The organism is Corynebacterium sp. (assembly GCF_030152825.1).
In the GTDB taxonomy this organism is placed as follows: Bacteria; Actinomycetota; Actinomycetes; order Mycobacteriales; family Mycobacteriaceae; genus Corynebacterium.
This window is the reverse complement of sequence record NZ_JASLIP010000074.1, coordinates 1-15,662: the sequence shown is the minus strand read 5'-3', so window position 1 is coordinate 15,662 and position 15,662 is coordinate 1. Positions and strand designations below refer to the sequence as shown.

Annotated in this window: 15 protein-coding genes, 5 tRNA genes, 2 pseudogenes and 1 riboswitch; of the genes and pseudogenes, 5 read left to right on the top strand and 17 right to left on the bottom strand. The window is 61.0% G+C overall.

What is annotated here, in order from left to right:
- Positions 1-209, top strand: a 209-nt coding sequence (locus Q1V78_RS08105) for a hypothetical protein (protein WP_300613433.1), incomplete at its 5' end; no start/stop codon positions are given.
- Between the two features lie 103 nt (positions 210-312).
- On the opposite strand, the gene murA is transcribed toward Q1V78_RS08105, so the two are convergent.
- The 4 genes from murA to Q1V78_RS08085 all read right to left on the bottom strand — a co-directional run bounded on the left by murA (position 313) and on the right by Q1V78_RS08085 (position 4,321).
- Positions 313-1,569: a UDP-N-acetylglucosamine 1-carboxyvinyltransferase gene (murA, locus tag Q1V78_RS08100; protein WP_300613431.1), complete on the bottom strand. Its 1,257-nt coding sequence runs from the start codon at positions 1,567-1,569 to the stop codon at positions 313-315.
- Between the two features lie 127 nt (positions 1,570-1,696).
- A complete protein-coding gene (locus Q1V78_RS08095) occupies positions 1,697-2,572 on the bottom strand; it encodes a LuxR C-terminal-related transcriptional regulator (protein WP_300613429.1) in 876 nt (291 codons plus the stop codon).
- A gap of 336 nt (positions 2,573-2,908) precedes the next feature.
- Complete coding sequence (locus Q1V78_RS08090) at positions 2,909-3,472, bottom strand: DUF2505 family protein (protein ID WP_300613427.1); 564 nt, start codon at positions 3,470-3,472, stop codon at positions 2,909-2,911.
- Positions 3,473-3,547: 75 nt separating this feature from the next.
- Positions 3,548-4,321: an enoyl-CoA hydratase-related protein gene (locus Q1V78_RS08085; RefSeq protein WP_300613425.1), complete on the bottom strand. Its 774-nt coding sequence runs from the start codon at positions 4,319-4,321 to the stop codon at positions 3,548-3,550.
- 215 nt (positions 4,322-4,536) lie between these two features.
- Between Q1V78_RS08085 and cysK the strand changes: the two genes are divergently transcribed.
- Positions 4,537-5,472 carry a cysteine synthase A gene (gene cysK / locus Q1V78_RS08080; RefSeq protein ID WP_300613423.1) on the top strand — a complete coding sequence of 312 codons (936 nt, stop codon included), beginning with the start codon at positions 4,537-4,539 and terminating at the stop codon, positions 5,470-5,472.
- 224 nt (positions 5,473-5,696) lie between these two features.
- Positions 5,697-6,260: pseudogene (epsC, locus tag Q1V78_RS08075) on the top strand (serine O-acetyltransferase EpsC); the annotation flags it as partial.
- 105 nt (positions 6,261-6,365) lie between these two features.
- Here the strand turns inward: epsC and Q1V78_RS08070 are convergent.
- The 7 genes and pseudogenes from Q1V78_RS08070 to Q1V78_RS08040 form a co-directional block, all read right to left on the bottom strand.
- Complete coding sequence (locus tag Q1V78_RS08070; protein ID WP_300613419.1) at positions 6,366-6,659, bottom strand: GNAT family N-acetyltransferase; 294 nt, start codon at positions 6,657-6,659, stop codon at positions 6,366-6,368.
- Between the two features lie 95 nt (positions 6,660-6,754).
- Positions 6,755-8,113: a magnesium transporter gene (gene mgtE / locus Q1V78_RS08065; RefSeq protein WP_300613417.1), complete on the bottom strand. Its 1,359-nt coding sequence runs from the start codon at positions 8,111-8,113 to the stop codon at positions 6,755-6,757.
- A 330-nt stretch (positions 8,114-8,443) separates the two neighbouring features.
- Positions 8,444-8,649, bottom strand: a riboswitch (M-box (ykoK) riboswitch).
- Positions 8,650-8,810: 161 nt separating this feature from the next.
- Positions 8,811-8,883 (bottom strand) — tRNA-Phe (locus Q1V78_RS08060).
- A gap of 21 nt (positions 8,884-8,904) precedes the next feature.
- Positions 8,905-8,978: transfer RNA gene (locus tag Q1V78_RS08055), tRNA-Asp, on the bottom strand.
- Between the two features lie 126 nt (positions 8,979-9,104).
- On the bottom strand, positions 9,105-9,365 hold the full coding sequence (locus Q1V78_RS08050; protein ID WP_300613415.1) for a hypothetical protein: 261 nt from the start codon (positions 9,363-9,365) through the stop codon (positions 9,105-9,107).
- A gap of 327 nt (positions 9,366-9,692) precedes the next feature.
- A complete protein-coding gene (locus Q1V78_RS08045) occupies positions 9,693-11,414 on the bottom strand; it encodes an HNH endonuclease family protein (RefSeq protein ID WP_300613435.1) in 1,722 nt (573 codons plus the stop codon).
- A gap of 69 nt (positions 11,415-11,483) precedes the next feature.
- Positions 11,484-12,005, bottom strand: a pseudogene (locus Q1V78_RS08040) (DUF262 domain-containing protein); the annotation flags it as partial.
- A gap of 391 nt (positions 12,006-12,396) precedes the next feature.
- On the opposite strand from Q1V78_RS08040, the gene Q1V78_RS08035 reads away from it, so the two are divergent.
- The gene (locus Q1V78_RS08035) at positions 12,397-13,017 is read left to right on the top strand and encodes a hypothetical protein (protein ID WP_300613413.1); all 621 of its coding nucleotides are present in this window, start codon (positions 12,397-12,399) and stop codon (positions 13,015-13,017) included.
- 164 nt (positions 13,018-13,181) lie between these two features.
- Here Q1V78_RS08035 and Q1V78_RS08030 read toward each other — a convergent pair.
- The 4 genes from Q1V78_RS08030 to Q1V78_RS08015 all read right to left on the bottom strand — a co-directional run bounded on the left by Q1V78_RS08030 (position 13,182) and on the right by Q1V78_RS08015 (position 14,724).
- Positions 13,182-13,255: transfer RNA gene (locus tag Q1V78_RS08030), tRNA-Asp, on the bottom strand.
- A gap of 1 nt (position 13,256) precedes the next feature.
- Positions 13,257-13,329 (bottom strand) — tRNA-Glu (locus tag Q1V78_RS08025).
- Positions 13,330-13,475: 146 nt separating this feature from the next.
- A complete protein-coding gene (locus Q1V78_RS08020; RefSeq protein WP_300613411.1) occupies positions 13,476-14,399 on the bottom strand; it encodes an alpha/beta fold hydrolase in 924 nt (307 codons plus the stop codon).
- 100 nt (positions 14,400-14,499) lie between these two features.
- Positions 14,500-14,724, bottom strand: coding sequence for a hypothetical protein (locus tag Q1V78_RS08015; protein ID WP_300613409.1), 225 nt, complete (start codon positions 14,722-14,724; stop codon positions 14,500-14,502).
- A gap of 91 nt (positions 14,725-14,815) precedes the next feature.
- Here Q1V78_RS08015 and Q1V78_RS08010 point away from each other — a divergent pair, with 91 nt between their 5' ends.
- On the top strand, positions 14,816-15,076 hold the full coding sequence (locus Q1V78_RS08010) for a hypothetical protein (protein ID WP_300613407.1): 261 nt from the start codon (positions 14,816-14,818) through the stop codon (positions 15,074-15,076).
- A gap of 112 nt (positions 15,077-15,188) precedes the next feature.
- Here the strand turns inward: Q1V78_RS08010 and Q1V78_RS08005 are convergent.
- Positions 15,189-15,261 (bottom strand) — tRNA-Lys (locus Q1V78_RS08005).
- 127 nt (positions 15,262-15,388) lie between these two features.
- The coding region (locus Q1V78_RS08000) for an acetyl-CoA hydrolase/transferase C-terminal domain-containing protein (RefSeq protein ID WP_300613406.1) at positions 15,389-15,662 on the bottom strand (274 nt) is incomplete at its 5' end.

The following is a 15,662-nucleotide window of genomic DNA, read 5'->3' as shown; positions in this document are numbered from 1 at the left end:
AACAACATATGCACACAACACTCCACACCCACAACACTGTGGCGCTTCACGTTAAGGCGGATTCCGAGCTTATCACCCACATGAACCAGAAGCAAACCGGAGAAAAACTCTCGATCACTCACCGTTCACCAAAGACAGTGATAAGGAAACAAGACCGAAGGGGAACCCAACCACCCGGCATCAGCGCCGGCGGCCTTGCAGATCAATAATCTACACACACCCCACAACAAACACAAAACCCCAGGTCAGAGTTCATTCTGACCCAGGGTATCGGTGTTTATATCCCGTGTTAGGCGGTAACCGCCTTCGCTACTAGCGCTCCACGCGGCGAATGTCCGCGCCGAGGCTGCACAGCGTGCCGACGAAGTCCTCGTAGCCACGATCGATGTGATAGACGTCGTGGACCTCCGTCTCGCCATCGGCAATCAGCCCGGCGAGCACCAGCCCCACCCCGGCACGGATATCTGAGGACCACACCGGCGCAGAGGACAACTGACGTCCTCCCCTAATGACCACATGGTGACCGTCGACGCTGGCGTCCGCGCCAAGACGGACGAGCTCGTCGACGAAGCGGAAGCGGGATTCGAAGATGTTCTCCGTGATCACGCTCATCCCCTCCGAGGCCACGCACAGCGCAATCGCCATCGGCTGCAGATCAGTCGGGAAGCCGGGGAAAGGAAGGGTCTGATAATCCACCGCGGTGGGCTTGGATTCCTGCACGACGCGGAAGCCAGTCGGGTAGGTCTCCACGCGTGCGCCGGCGAGCTTGAGCTTCTCCAGCGGAAGGTGCAGGTGTTGCGGGTCGATGCCGCCGACGGTGACGTCCCCCTGGGTGATCGCTGCGGCATACGCCCACGTGCCGGCGACGATGCGGTCACCGACCACCTCGTGCTCAACCGGATGCAACTTCTCCACGCCGGTGACGGTGATGACGTTCGATCCCCCGCCCTCGACCTTCGCGCCCATTTCGTTGAGCATGTTGCACAGGTCGACGATCTCCGGCTCGCGGGCGGCGTTATCCAGGACGGTGACGCCATTAGCCAGAACTGCTGCGGTTAGGATGTTTTCCGTCGCTCCGACCGAGGGAAAGTCGAGCTTAATCTCCGCACCGTGCAGGCCGTCGGTCTCTGCAACCACGCAACCGTGCTCAATGCGGGTGGTGGCACCGAGCGTCTCCAGCCCGGTCTGGTGCATATCGAGGGGGCGGGAGCCGATGGCGTCGCCGCCGGGGAGAGCGACTCGCGCACGGTGGCAGCGCGCGGTCAGTGGGCCAAGAACGGCGACGGATGCGCGGAACTGGCGGACAGCGTCGAAGTCGGCGTCGTGATTGATCTCCGCCGGGACGTCGATGACGACGGTGCCACCGTCGAGCTCAACGTCGCAGCCAAGGCCCCGAAGGACGTCCGCCATGTAAGGGACGTCCGAGATCTGCGGGCAGTTCTTCAGGACTGTCCGGCCCTCGGCGAGCATGGCGGCACTCATGAGCTTAAGCACGCTGTTTTTCGCGCCACTGACTTTCACAGCGCCCTGCAGCCGGGCGCCTCCATTCACCACAAAACTGTCGTTCACAACAGCCAAGGATACGCGTTAAAACCTTCCACAGCTGCCGACCGACGCCCCGTGGGGTGTGGCCCGGACATCAAGCGAGACGGCGGAGGCCCCGCGTGACCACTGTGTTTTAAGGCAGAGCGATGCTTTAAGGCAGGGCGCCGATGCGGCGGGCAGCGTTGACGGCCTCGTAGCGGGTGTGGGCACCAAGCTTGCGCATGACGGAGCGCAGGTAGCTTTTCACGGTTTCCGCGCCGATGCCCATCTCCTCCGCCGCCTCGACGTTCGTGTGGCCGAGGGCGACGCAGGACAGCACGTCCAGCTCGCGGGCGGACAACTTGGTGGTCTGCTTGACGCGGACTGGGGAGACCATCTGGGCGCACAGTGCCTCCAGGTCGCGGCGGAGGGTCTCGTCCTCCACGCGGCTGGCGAGCATACGCAGCTTGGAGTGGGTCGCGCGGACCTGCTCCCATTCGGCGCTATTCAACGAGCCGGAGGGCTTCGGGGCGTCCTCGGCGGCCTTGCCTTCCGAGGCTGCCTGCGCGGGCGCACCGGAGGCACGCTCGCGCATCGCCGCGTTGATAGCGAGCTCCTGCTCGAGGCAGCGGGCGGTCATGGTGACTTCCTCCAGGACCTTATCCCCCAGGCGAGCTCGGGAGTGGATGCCGGCGTAGAGAACGCCCCGTAGCGAACGGCTCACGATTACCGGCACGGCAACGAGCGAGTGCAGGCCTTCATCGCAAATGAGGGAGTCGTACTCGTGGCTGATGGCCTTGGCTCGGGTGTAGTCGGAGACACCGACCGGACGCCGGGTGGCCATGACGCGTCCGCCGACACCTGCTGCGCTGACCACCTCGAGGTTTTCCAACGCGGGGGTACGAAGCCCGATCCAGTTGACGATCTGGAGCTTCTTCGGGCTTTTGACTTCCCCGTACATGGTGACGGGGATTGCCGTTTGCGCCTTGAGGTAGTCCAGAGCCTTCTGGACTGCCTGATCGTCATCGCTAAGACGCCGCTTTTCCACGGATCACTCCCTTGTGTGTGGGAAGTCCACCGCGCAGGGCGCGGCGCTTCCCCAGCGACCAACCACGAGCACCGGTTTAGCGCGGCCGATGCTCCTGGCACTGTTACTCAGCGGCCCGGCCGGCGCGGGGCGCCAAAACGGGCCGAAGTTTTTCCACCAAACACTCCCCCTTTTAGGGGTTAGCAGGTAGCCAAGCAAAGTATAGATCACCCGCTAACTACCCCCAAAATCCCCCCACTAAAGCGAAAACCGCCCGTACGCCAAGCCCTTCATCAGGGAACGCACAGGCGGTTAGCAGAATCCATACGCTGGACCCCGCTCACCTGATTCTTCACGCTAGCGGCGGGATAGCCCCTCCGCTTCGATGCGCGCCAGCCCCTTGTCGATGGTGTTATCTGCATCGCCCAGGATCTTGCGCGCGATCATGCCGCCGACCATCGGAACTGGAACGCTCACGTCCACCGATACTTCGATGACAACGTCGCTGGACTGCGGGTCCTTGCGCTGCGGCGTGTAGGTGAAGTGCAGGCGCATCTCCCCCAGCCCCTGCGGGAGGGGCATGGCGGTTTCGACCACGCAGGTCTCCCCCGTCAGCGGTTCCACTGTAGTGGTCTGCTGGAGGCGCATCGGCTGTTTCGGCTGCCCCTCGCCTGACTCACCCGCAGCCCCGTCGGCCGCCCCGGCACCTTCGGCTGCAGGTCCGGCAGGCGTGATCTCGACCTGAACTTGGGCAGTGATCTGCCCCTCCGGGGTGCGGGCGATGTCCGAGTCGACGATCTCGACCGTGGAGCCATCCGTGGGCTGGTCCACGCTCAGCAGATATTCCTCGCTGCTCAATACGCCGTACGCCTCTGCTGGCGACAGCGCAATCGTCCTCTTGAAGGTCTTCTTCTTAGCCATGTTTCCTAGTGTGCCCCGTCGTTTTCTCAAAGGCTAAGCCCGCTCATCCCGCAACCGCCGGACGAGCAGCGATCCTTAGCGGTGCTGCCACTCCGGCTTGCGCTTCTCCACGAAGGCGGCCATACCTTCCTTCTGATCCTCCGTGGCAAACAGGGACCAGAAGGCATCGCGCTCGCTGAGCAGCCCTTGGCGCAGGGTGGTCTCGTAGGCGGCGTCCACCATGTCGGTCGCGGCGGTGGTAGCAACCTTGGACATGCCAGCAACCTTGGCGGCGACTTCCTGGACCGCCTCGTCGAAGCCTTCGACGGGCAGCACACGGGACACAAGGCCGGAGCTCTCCGCTTCCTGTGCGTCCATCATGCGGCCTGTGAGGATCAAATCCATCGCCTTAGCCTTGCCCACCGCGCGGGTCAGGCGCTGGGTGCCGCCCATGCCCGGGATGATGCCCAGGGTGATTTCCGGCTGGCCAAACTTGGCCTTCTCACTAGCCAGCAGGATGTCGCCGATCATCGCGACCTCGCAGCCACCGCCGAGCGCGAAGCCGTTGACAGCCGTGATGATTGGGGTGGAGACCTGCGCGACGCGCTCCCACTCCAGGAACATCTTCTTCTGACGGATCTCGGGGTAGGTCTCGGACTGCATCTGCTTGATGTCAGCGCCCGCGGCGAAGGCTTTATCGCTGCCAGTGATGACAATCGCGCCGATATTCGGGTCCTGGTCGAAGCCCTCAACAGCGTCCACGACGGCGTGCATGAGTTCGCTGTTGAGCGCGTTGAGCGCCTCCGGGCGATTGAGTCGGATCGTGGCGACGCGGTTATCGGTGCTGGTGAGGATGACGTTCTCGCTCATCGTAACCTCTCTTCTTCTGGGGTATGCGCGTGAAACTGTTTCGCTGTTTTCTTCCGCTGTCCATTGTGCCCATTTTTGTTAAGGACGTCACCAGCTTGGCCAATTCCCGTCTTCACCATTGCCTTACAACCCCAAGGGCGGGTATCATTACGGGTAGACAGATCAGTCTATTTTACTTCAGGCTGATTCGCAACCAGGAAAGGTAAACCAGAAAAATGGCAACGATTTACGAGAACATCACCGAGCTCATCGGCAATACCCCGCTGGTCAAGCTCAACAAGCTCACCGAGGGTTACAAGGCTGATGTGCTGCTGAAGATCGAGGCCGCCAACCCAGGCAACTCCGTGAAGGACCGTATTGGTCTGGCTATCGTTCAGGCTGCCGAGGACGCTGGCGAGCTGAAGCCGGGCGGCACCATTATCGAGGCAACCTCCGGTAACACCGGTATCGCACTGGCCATGGTCGGCGCGGCTCGCGGTTACAAGGTGGTGCTCACGATGCCAGAGACGATGTCTAACGAGCGCCGCATCATGCTGCGCGCTCTTGGCGCCGAGCTGGTACTGACCCCGGGTTCCGCCGGCATGCAGGGTGCGGTCGACAAGGCTAACGAGCTGGTCGAGTCCACCGAGAACTCCATCTTGGCTAGCCAGTTCAAGAACCCGGCCAACCCGAAGAAGCACTACGAGACCACGGGCCCGGAGGTCTTCGAGGACACCGACGGCAAGGTGGATATCTTCGTCGCCGGCATCGGCACCGGTGGCACCATCTCCGGCGCCGCGAAGTACCTGAAGGAAAAGAAGGAGAGCATCGAGATCGTCGGCGTCGAGCCGGCAGATTCCCCGCTGCTGACCGAGGGCCGCTTCGGCCCGCACAAGATCCAGGGCCTGGGCACCAACTTCTTCCCGGAAACCCTCGATAAGGACGTCCTCGATCGCGTGATCGACGCCCCACTCGAGGAGTCGGTGGAGACCGCACGCGAGCTCGCGGTCTCCGAGGGCATTCTGGGCGGCATCTCCGGCGGCGCAGCCGTCTGGGGCGCACTGCAGGAGGCTCAGAAGCCGGAGAACGAGGGTAAGACCATCGTCGCGATCCTGCCGGACTTCGGTGAGCGCTACGTCTCCACCCTGCTCTTCGAGGACCTGCGCGACTAGAAGAGGCGAAGCTCCGGGCTCACCCGAGCCCGGATACAGCCCGCTCAATCTCTGCACGCCACCGCCGTTGGCCACCCGGAATAAAACTTTCGGGAATACGCCACGGCGGTGGCGTGCTGCATATGATGAGTATGCTTCCCTCCAGCTAATGAATAGGCCCGCTGGGATGCCCAACCCGGCAGCACAGGGAGCAAAAAATTCGATGTGAAGAAAGAGGATCGCACGTGAGCATTTTTGCCACGATCCGGGAGGATCTGAAGAACGCCCGCCTGCACGACCCCGCCGCACGAGGCGATCTTGAAAATGCCATCGTGTACTCCGGGCTCCACGCCATCTGGGCGCACCGGGTGGCCCATGCCATGTGGCAACGCGGGCTGAAGGGCCCGGCCCGGATCCTCGCCCAGGCCTCGCGCTTTTTCACCGGCATCGAGATTCACCCAGGCGCGACCATCGGTCGCCGGTTCTTCATTGACCACGGCATGGGGGTCGTCATCGGCGAGACCACGGAGATCGGCGACGACGTCATGCTCTACCACGGGGTGACCCTGGGCGGGCAGGTGTTGACCCAGACCAAGCGCCACCCCACCATCGGCAACGGGGTGACCGTGGGCGCTGGCGCGAAGGTGCTGGGGCCCATCACCATCGGCGACAACTCCGTGATCGGCGCGAACGCCGTGGTGACAAAGGACGCGCCGGCGGATTCGATCCTCACCGGCATCCCGGCCAAGGTGCGTCCCCGCCGGAAGGATCAGCGCACCCCGCTGGTCGACGCGGTGCGGTGGGTCGCCGAAATGCAGAAGAAGGGCACTGCCTCTTCCGATGGCAGTGCCCCTAAGAACGATCCCGATAGCACGGATAACGACGTCGACGGCGCCGTCTAGGACCGTCTAGATCTACTCGGCGACGAGATCGCCGTAGTCTTCCTTATTCTTATCGATGAATCCCGCCACGGCCGTGCAGGTCGGGCGGACCTTCAGCCCCTCCTCGCGGGTGGCATCCAGAGCCTGCGAGATGAGAGGCTTTGACAATCCCTGGCCGCGGAACGCGGAATCGACGACGGTGTGGTTGAAATCGCGGACGCCGGCGGCGTCCTGAAATTCGGCGAAGCCGGCCTCCTGGCCGTCGACCTCGATGACGAAGCGGCCGGACTCCTTGCGGACTTGGCGCTGGGAATCGGATGCAGTCATTGCACTCCCCTTTCGGCTGGGTTGGGTTGGCCCGCCGCGGGTGGCGAGCCCGAATACCCGCAATTTTACGCGCGTGCGGGATGATTCTCAGGGTTCTAGAGGATCAGCTGGTTGGCGATCGTGAAGTAGATGATCACGCCAAGTCCGTCGCAGATTGAGGTAATCAGAGGCGCAGAAGCGGAGGCCGGATCCATGTTCAGCTTCGCCAGGATGAACGGCAGGGACATACCGATCAGGCACCCAACGATGACGATCAAGAACATGGACAGGGCCACGACGAGAGCCACCTGCGGGCCACCCCGGTAGATCCCCAGCACGGACACTGCGGCTGCCATCGTGACGCCGAGCATCAGAGCCACGCCGAGTTCCTTGCCGAGGCAGCGGCCCCAGTCGGCGAGCTTGACGTCCCCGACTGCCAGGGCGCGAACCATGAGCGTCGCGGACTGCGAGCCCGCGTTGCCGCCGGAATCGATGAGCAGCGGAAGGAAGAACACTAGAGTCACGGCGCTGGCGATCAGGTCCTCGAAGTGGGCGATCCCGGCACCAGAAAACAGGTTGCCGAACACCAGGATGACCAGCCAGGTCACTCGGCTGCGGAACAGCGTGCCGATAGAAGAGTTCGTGATGGAACGGGCGCTGCTCAAGGAGCTCATGCGCGCAAAGTCTTCGGTAGTTTCTTCCTCCATGATGTCGTGAGCCCGGTCAGCGGTGACAGCTCCGATGAGCTTGCCGTCCGCCAGCACTGGGATGGCGTGGAGGTCGTAATCCGCGATCAGTTGGGCGACCTGCTCCTGGTCGGTATCCGCATCGACGCTGCGGACGCTTAGTTGTGCGACCTCGGTCAGCGGGGCCTGTGGATCGGCGAAGACCAGCTCGCGCAGGGATACGACGCCCGCCAGTGTGCCCGCAGCGTCCTCGAGGTAGACATAGGACGGGACGTCCGCGGTGCGCGCTGCCTTCCGAATGGCTTCCATCGCCTCTCCTGCGGTGGCGTTGATGGGTGCGCGAAGCACGCTGGGGGTCATGTTGCCGCCCGCGGACTCGGCATCGTACTTGAGCAGCTCACGGACCTGATCCGCTCGCTCGGTGGGGAGCTCGGCGAGGATCGTGTGGGCATTTTTGCCGGGCAGATCACGCATCACATTCGCCGCATCGAATACGCCCAGCTGGGCAAACACCTCGAGGGCGCGGTGAAAACCGATCGAGTTGATAATCCGCACGCCGGCCGTCACACCAACGGACTCGACCATGCGGGTGAGCTCACTGATGTCGAGCTCAACGGTGAGCCCAGCAAGGTCCGGCAGCCACAGCTGGCTGACCTGGCGGGTGCGCTCGGTGGGGTTGGGGAAAGTTGCCAGCCAGCGGTCCAGGTCCAGCGTCATGTTGCGGTCTACCTGGGTGCGCAGGGTCTTAGCTGCCGCTTGGCGGGTGTTGGTTGCGTTCTTGATAGCCATCATTGGGAGGCCTCCTCAGCAGTAGTTTTGTGATGAATTTCTGAGAACAACTGGGAACAGGTTCGTCGCTGGGCATGGGTAATCGGCCTCCTTCCTGGGGCTTGGGCGCGGTTAAGCATCGCTGGCTTTGGGGCGCACGTCTTGGGCTCGTGGCAGCGGGCAATGATGCTGGCTGAACGCCGCACGTTGAGATTTCGGTGCCGATGGAGAAAATTTTTGGGCACGCGAAGATTGCGACTTTTCTTGGATTGCTGCGGCTTCGCAGCGAAGGGTTAGCGCTTAGGGAACCCGGGGTTTGCGATGCCCGGAAGAAATAAGAAAGTCACGCATGGTAATCCTCCACATCAGAGCTTTGACACTGCGTGACGTGAGTTGCGGTTGCGATGCAGTTGTTGTTCTGCTGCTTCGCCTTCTGCAACAGCCACTTAGGGTTAACCCTTAAGCCGGGAGAACCTGTCCTACCCTTGGGAGATCTCTCGATCAGCCAAGAACAGTAGCCTGTGTTCACGCAGGAGCCTCACCGAATGAGGTCGCAACGCATTCGTGCGTTGCATCTAAGGATATTTCCCCGAGTTCACAGAATTGTCAACCTACTTGGGAAATGCCCGATTTCGGGCCCAGAATTGAGCGTTTCCCGAGTGTTTGGCAGACCCCAGGGACGCAAAAAGCCCCATCCGTAGGGATGGGGCTTGGAGTGTGGCCAGACCCGGGATCGAACCGGGGACCTTTCACTTTTCAGGCGAACGCTCTACCGACTGAGCTATCTGGCCGAGAAGCGCTAGGCTTCACAGCGACCCTGACGAGACTTGAACTCGCGACCTCCGCCGTGACAGGGCGGCGCGCTAACCAACTGCGCCACAGGGCCGTGCGCTATTGCACGAGTGGTAACTATACCCAGGGGTTAACGTAGGCACAAATCACGGCGAAGATTCGCGGGTTTTCGCAGGTGGGCCAGCGATTCCGCAGAGAGCACACGAAGGCCCTTCGAGGTCTACTGACAGAGAATGATCTCGTCGATCAGTTCTTGCGGCGCACCCTTCTTCCGCAGCTTGGCTTCCGAGTAGCACGGCGATTGGAGGCCGCCAGGGTTTCGCCCGTCGTAGTCCACCTTCTGCCACCGGGAACCGTCGTAGTGTTCAATCCACAAAAAATCGGTTTGATACTTGGCAGCATGAAGCCATTCACCGTCACAGAACAGGGCAATTTCTTCCCCTGGCTTTGCGCTGCCGGACCCCTTCGGGTTTTCAATCACCGGGTAAGGGCACTCCCCAGCGGTCGCCTGACGCTTTGGATCCTTGGAAGGCTCAGAGCCCTCTCGCCGCTCGTCGCCCTTCTTAGCCTTTGCGGGCTTGGTCGTCGTCAGGGTGACGGTGGGTCGAGAGTCCTCGCCCTCAGACCCGCTATCAGAGCACGCGGACAGCGCTAGCGGCAAGATAGCGACAGCTAGCGTTTTCGAGGCCAGCCCCTTAGCGTGGGTGCGCTGAATGGTAGGTCGTAAGTTGCGCAAGAATCTCAGTGTGGCACATTCTCATGAATTTTTAAGGCTTATCGGACGCCCCGCCCACCGATGCCCGCACAACTAGGCCCGCTCGAAAACTCCAAGCAGTGTGCTGACCTCCCCGGACACGATCGCGTTGTGCCACACCTGCACGCCCATCAGCTCCGAAATCTGCTGATAAAGCGTCAGACACGCCAACGCCTGCTCCGGGGTAATATCTTCCGCCTCGGTTTGATCCAGGAATTGCTGCACCGTGCGGCCCCCGATCAGTTCCTGGGGGTTGTCGACGGTGTGCTGAGACACAGCTTGGACCAAGTTCGCGCGCTCATCCGCGGTGTCAGCCTCGGTCAGGGATGCTCCGACGAGTTCGTCGATCAGAGCCTTCGACGCGACGAGGTCGTCATTGGGCGACTCCTCGACTTCACCATCGTCCGAGCCCACGGCATCCTGATCAGAAGCTTCTGGCCGCATGTAGATCACGATCTCGTCCGGGTCGTAACCGATGGCGTCACAGACCCTACGCAGCATACTTATCTTGTACTCTGTCGGCGTTGCGACGTAGACAGCTAGCGCCGGGTCGATGAGTCGCCAGTTCGGATCGCTTTCCGAAAGTTCGCGACCGTTTTCGGTTTCCAAGTGGGCGATGCGTTCCGCCACGCCAAGCACCCCCTCGCGATCCTGATCCAGCAGCATGCGCATAGTTTTCACCAACATGTCGCGCCAGTTATTGACGGCGCTCTTGGTCCCCTCCAGCTCAATCGCGACGATCTTCCTTCCGGTGAAGCTGCGGTCAGTTCCCATCGGCTCGAAGGGAATGACCTCCTTCTCTGGCTCAAACGTCGTTTCTGGGTAGGGCCAGAGATCGAGTGCGCGGTCTGCGAGTAGTCTGCTTCGGGTCTCCAGCTGCTCGAGGCCCCAGCTCTCCTGGCTCTTCACGTAGTTATTGATCTCGAATGGGGAATTCCTGAAACCGCCCTCCATGTTCATCTTTTCCCCGAACGGCCGGTTGGAGTATTCGGAGTTGTAGCCCGTGATGGTGAGGTTGGCGACGCGGTTCACCCAGACGGAGTGGATCTCCTCGCTATCGGGCCCCAGCTCCTCACGCCACTGCCTGCTCAGCATCTGGGGCATGATGTGCTCGATGGTCAGGTCGTTTGACGTGATAGCACCGGCGATATCCCGCACATCCTTGGAGGACCCCTGCTCCAGGACGTCGAAGACGTAGCCACGGTACGTCTTCATTGCGTAGAAGTCCCTGGTCTGGAAGGCTTCCCGGAATTCGCTGTCGTCGGGGAATCGGCCGCTGCCCCGACGGTTGAGGAGGAGGTACACAAGAATCTCGCTGTACGGCTCATCATGCTTGCGCAGCTTCTTGATGTCGTTGTAGAGGCCGGCGTAAATCCTGTTCAGCGCACTGGTGGGGATACCAGAGGCGAGACGGCGAAAGTTGTAGCTCTCCGTGATCTCGAGGATCTTCTCGAAGTCTTCGCGACCGATAGCCCCGGTCTTAAAGTCCCGATAGATCTGCCACAAGAATGGCTTCACCACACCACCGAAGACCAGATTGGCTCTCCGCAGCCGTCGATCGATCTTTCTGTCACCGGTTTCAGCCCGTTCCAGCTCGCGCGCATAGAGGGAGAACTGGTGCAGATCTTCCGCGATCGACCGAGCACTCTTACCGCTGTTCTTGGTGAACACCTTGAAGGCCTCATATACGTCGGCCTTGTTCGGCGTCTTGGCAGTCTGGGCGACCAGGAACCAGCGGATGAACTCGTCGGTGGCGTAGTCGACGTTCTTTTCCATCTCGTTCCAGTACTTCTCGTACACCTCGTTCTGTTCCCGCTGGGTCAGGTCCATGAGGATGAAGTTGCGGATCTTGTCCGATTCCTTCAAGGCCAAGCCCGTAGAGTTGAGGGACTCGAAGATGCGCTGCGGGTTGTCCTGCTTCTCTAGGTCGAGCAGCATGACCTCGAGGTTCGCGATGCCGTCGTCCCAGAGTGTCTTAGCGTCGAACTTGGTCTTCCGCAGCCGGTCGCGGAAGTAGCGGTAGTTCGCGGTAATCTTCGACTTTTCGTTGAAATGCTCCTCTGGGCCGAAGAGACGGGCGTAGGAGTCCCGGTCGTCTTTGACCGGCTTGAGCTTAAATTTCTGCCCACCTCCCTCATTGGACTCGAGGTAGTTGCGCATGAGTCGGCCCGCTAGATCCTCGTCACCTGCCTCAATATCGCCTGCCTCGATCGCGTGGACGAGAGCCAGCATCAGGAGGCTGACGGTGGTCATACGCTGCTGACCGTCAATGACCACCCACGTGAACGAGTCCTCCGGGTTTCCGACCACTGCCCCGAAGAAGTGCTTGGGGCGCTGGGACTCGATCATGTCCTCAATGTCGTCGAAGAGCTTCTCACACTACTTCGTAGTCCAGTCGTAGTTTCGCTGGTAGACGGGGATCACCAGCTTCTTATCCGACCCATCGAAGGCTTTATAGATGTCGACGACGTTGCCCTTCATCCGCTGACTGCCACTCCTCAAAATGGTGTTCGATCGGGGTAATTTCCCCCAATTTTAGCAGTTCGGATGCAACATTCCCGCCAAAATGAGAGCGCCTCAAACGGACCACAGAGGACAACCCTTGGCAGGCAATGGCGGATTGCTTCGAAGCCCTACACAGCGCGATCCGATATGAAATCATCTATTTAGCCATCGTTCCAGCACTCAATGCAGAACAGGGAGGTCAACGGTGCAATTGGGAACAGTGGGCGAATGGCTAGGGGCTATCGCATCTATCGTGGCCACCATCATCAGTGTGTGGGCACTCCGGGAGTCCAGCAGAGCCAGTCGCGAAGTACAGCAGTTGGAGCTGCGAAGGCAGGAGCTGGATGAAAAGCTCCACGTACAACGCTTCAACTTCGATCAACAGAGGACTGAGTGGGAAAGGAAGGCATCCGAAGCAGCGCGGCAGCAACAGGCCCACTTCCAGACCATGCAAAGCCAATGGCAGGAGGAAGCCGCTGAACGCGATGAGGAACGCCGGAAGCGACAGGCAGTGGCGGGGGTTTCCTCCTGGTGGGCGTGCAAGTCAGAAAACGGCAGCAACAAGTGGGGGCTGGTCATCGTTAATGAGGGCCCCTATGCCGGCCCTGTCACTGAGCTCAACATCGATGCAAGGTCCCAATTCGGTATGGAAAATTTCACGCTGAATTTTCTGCCACCGGGCCAGTACTTCGTTGAAAACAAGAAAAATGACCGTTACACGTGGGGATTCCCCGAGATCATCACGCCAAGCGCCAGTATCAGCCCGGTCACCAAGTCCAAGAAGTATGCAGTAGAGTCCCTGCGCTGCCGGGACCCCTTGAATAACTCGTGGTGCTGGACTCCCACGTCCGGCTGGCAGAACGCCAAAGACTAGGGCAGAAAGAGTCTGTCCCATCTTCGAGCGCAGTGCCCGCTCGCTAAAGTCAGCCACCGCTCCCAGGAGGGGCCGCCCAGGAGGGGCCGCCCAGGAGGACTCAACAGAATTACGGCGAACAAAAAGCCCCAAGCTGGTGACCAGCTTGGGGATTTAAGTACTTGCGACCCTGACGAGACTTGAACTCGCGACCTCCGCCGTGACAGGGCGGCGCGCTAACCAACTGCGCCACAGGGCCGTACTCCCAACGGGATTCGAACCCGTGTTGCCGCCGTGAAAGGGCGGAGTCCTAGGCCACTAGACGATGGGAGCACGTTCAAGACGCTTTTATGCGTCTCAAACAGCTCGCTCAGTCTAACCCGCTCCCTACACAACAACCAAATTGCCGTGTGACGAGGGCTTTATGACCACCGGGTTCGTCTCAACAAGATACTGTGCCGTGCGCTGCGACGCAATTCCTAGATCTGCGCCTCCAACCACTCAGCCACACCCGGCCACAGATGCCGGTTCTTCGAGCGATAAAAACCCATGTGCCCGACAGGTCCGTTCGCGGTCCCCTCCCCCGCTTCAATGTCCTGTTTCAGGACGTCCGCGCGGACCAGCTTGTCGGTCAGGATATTCACCGCGCCCCGGTGCGCCCAGAGGTCATCCCCCATGACCACCGATAACACCGGCCCCTCGGCTTTGGCGAAGCGCTCCGCGAAGTCGAACTCTGGATCGTCGAAGAAGTACTGCTTCTGGGCTGCCCAGCTTCGCCATTGCAGCATCACGCCCAGCGGAATGGACTTGCCTACCCCGAGGGCCTCGACGGGCACGTACCCCATGAGTTTTTCGCACACTGGGGTGACCACATTGAAAATGGTCCAGACTTTCGCCTTCTCCGCAGCGGTGCGAATCGTCCTGGTGATGCCTGCGTGGCTAGCGATCATCACCATGGCCTCCACGGGCTCCTCGTGCTGTGTCGCGAGCATGCCTTGAGCACCGACCGAGTGGCCCACGGCAGCGCGTGAAGCATCCGGGAAGCGCTCCTTGAGGGCGCGGGTGGCGGCGGGAACGTCCTTGACGATCCAGTCACTCATACGGATCGCGCGGTTGGACTTATCACCCGGCGTCGCGGATTCCCCTGTGCCACGGAGGTCATAGATCAGCCCGGCCCAGCCCCGCTCCGCGAGGAATACCGCGAACTTGCGATAGAGGTGCATGTCCACGCCCGTCGCCGGGTGCAATGCCACCGCTTTCCGCACTGGCCCGTCACCGGCGGGCAGCACCCACTGCCCGGCCAACACGGTCCCGTCTGCGCATTCGATGCGGGCGGGTACAAATGTGGTCTCCCCGTTCTCCTCAGCGTGGGGCTGAGAGGCATGGTTCTTGGATTCCGTCATGCTTTCCAACCTATGGCACAACAGGCCCGCTGGTTCGGGAATAGCAAAACCCCGGTTGCACTGGTCAGTGCGTTCGAAAAGAGCTTTCACTGTCTGACCCTCACGCTATGCTCTCGACATCGACCGGACCCGACATCGCGGATTGAACGCCCAAAGAAAGAAACAACATGAGAAAGCTCGCGGCAATCGCAGCCTTAACTACCCTCGCCTTCGCGGGATGCGCCACCGCTGAAGAGACCCCGACGCCCAGCAGCACCCCGTCGACAAGCAAGACCACCAGCACTAAGGTCACCAGCAGCTCTCCCACAACGCCCAGCCCCAGCATCGAGCCCGCAGCCGCACCAAATCCGATTCAAGCACCAGCAGCCGAGGTCTACGTCGTCGAGTGCTTATTCGGGACCCCTGGCCCTTCACTTATGTCCGACGGAAGCGTTCAAAGCACCGATTACTGCGCTAATCAACCGGGCGCCCAAGAATACCGCGATGCGGAAGCAGCAGCGGGCTGGGATCCATCGAAAGTTCCTTACGCCGACGGCGGCACCTGCCCGGCCTACAAGTGCGGATATGGCCATGATGAAAACGGCAACCCCAACCCGAGCAGTGGTGAGCTTCAGTTTCAGTACGGCTGCGAACAGGGCTACATCGACCCGGCAGAATGTGCCGCAGCGGGCTATTAGGACTCCCCAAGCCATTGGACGCTAGTTAGCCATTCGCCCTGCAAAGATGTCGCGTATCGGGAGCGCAAATAAGAATTCCCCGGCCTTATGAAGACCGGGGAACTTCAGATTGTGGGCCCTGTGGGGCTCGAACCCACGACCTACGGATTAAAAGTCCGGAGCTCTACCAACTGAGCTAAAGGCCCACGCGCACAATCGCACGCACACAAGCCACGCTTGCGGAACACAGCTTACCCCATGGCGAGGTACCAAAAACAAATAACCCGCCCCGGCGGAAACCGGGGCGGGTGAGGTGCGTGAGAAGGCTAAAGACTAGCCCTTCATGCTGCCCTTCTCCGCCAGGTTGATGTGGAAATCAAAGGCGGTAGCCAGGTCGTGCGGGGTCTGCAGGCCAGTGCCCTTGGACTTCGCGCGCTCGTAGTACTCCTCCAGCAGCGGCTGGTAATCCGGGTGAGCGATCTCGATCATCTTCTTCACACGGTCACGCGGCGCCAGACCACGCAGGTCGGCGTAGCCACGCTCGGTGATGATGACCATGGCGTCGTGCTCGGTGTGGTCGATGTGGGACGCGAAAGGAACGATCGTG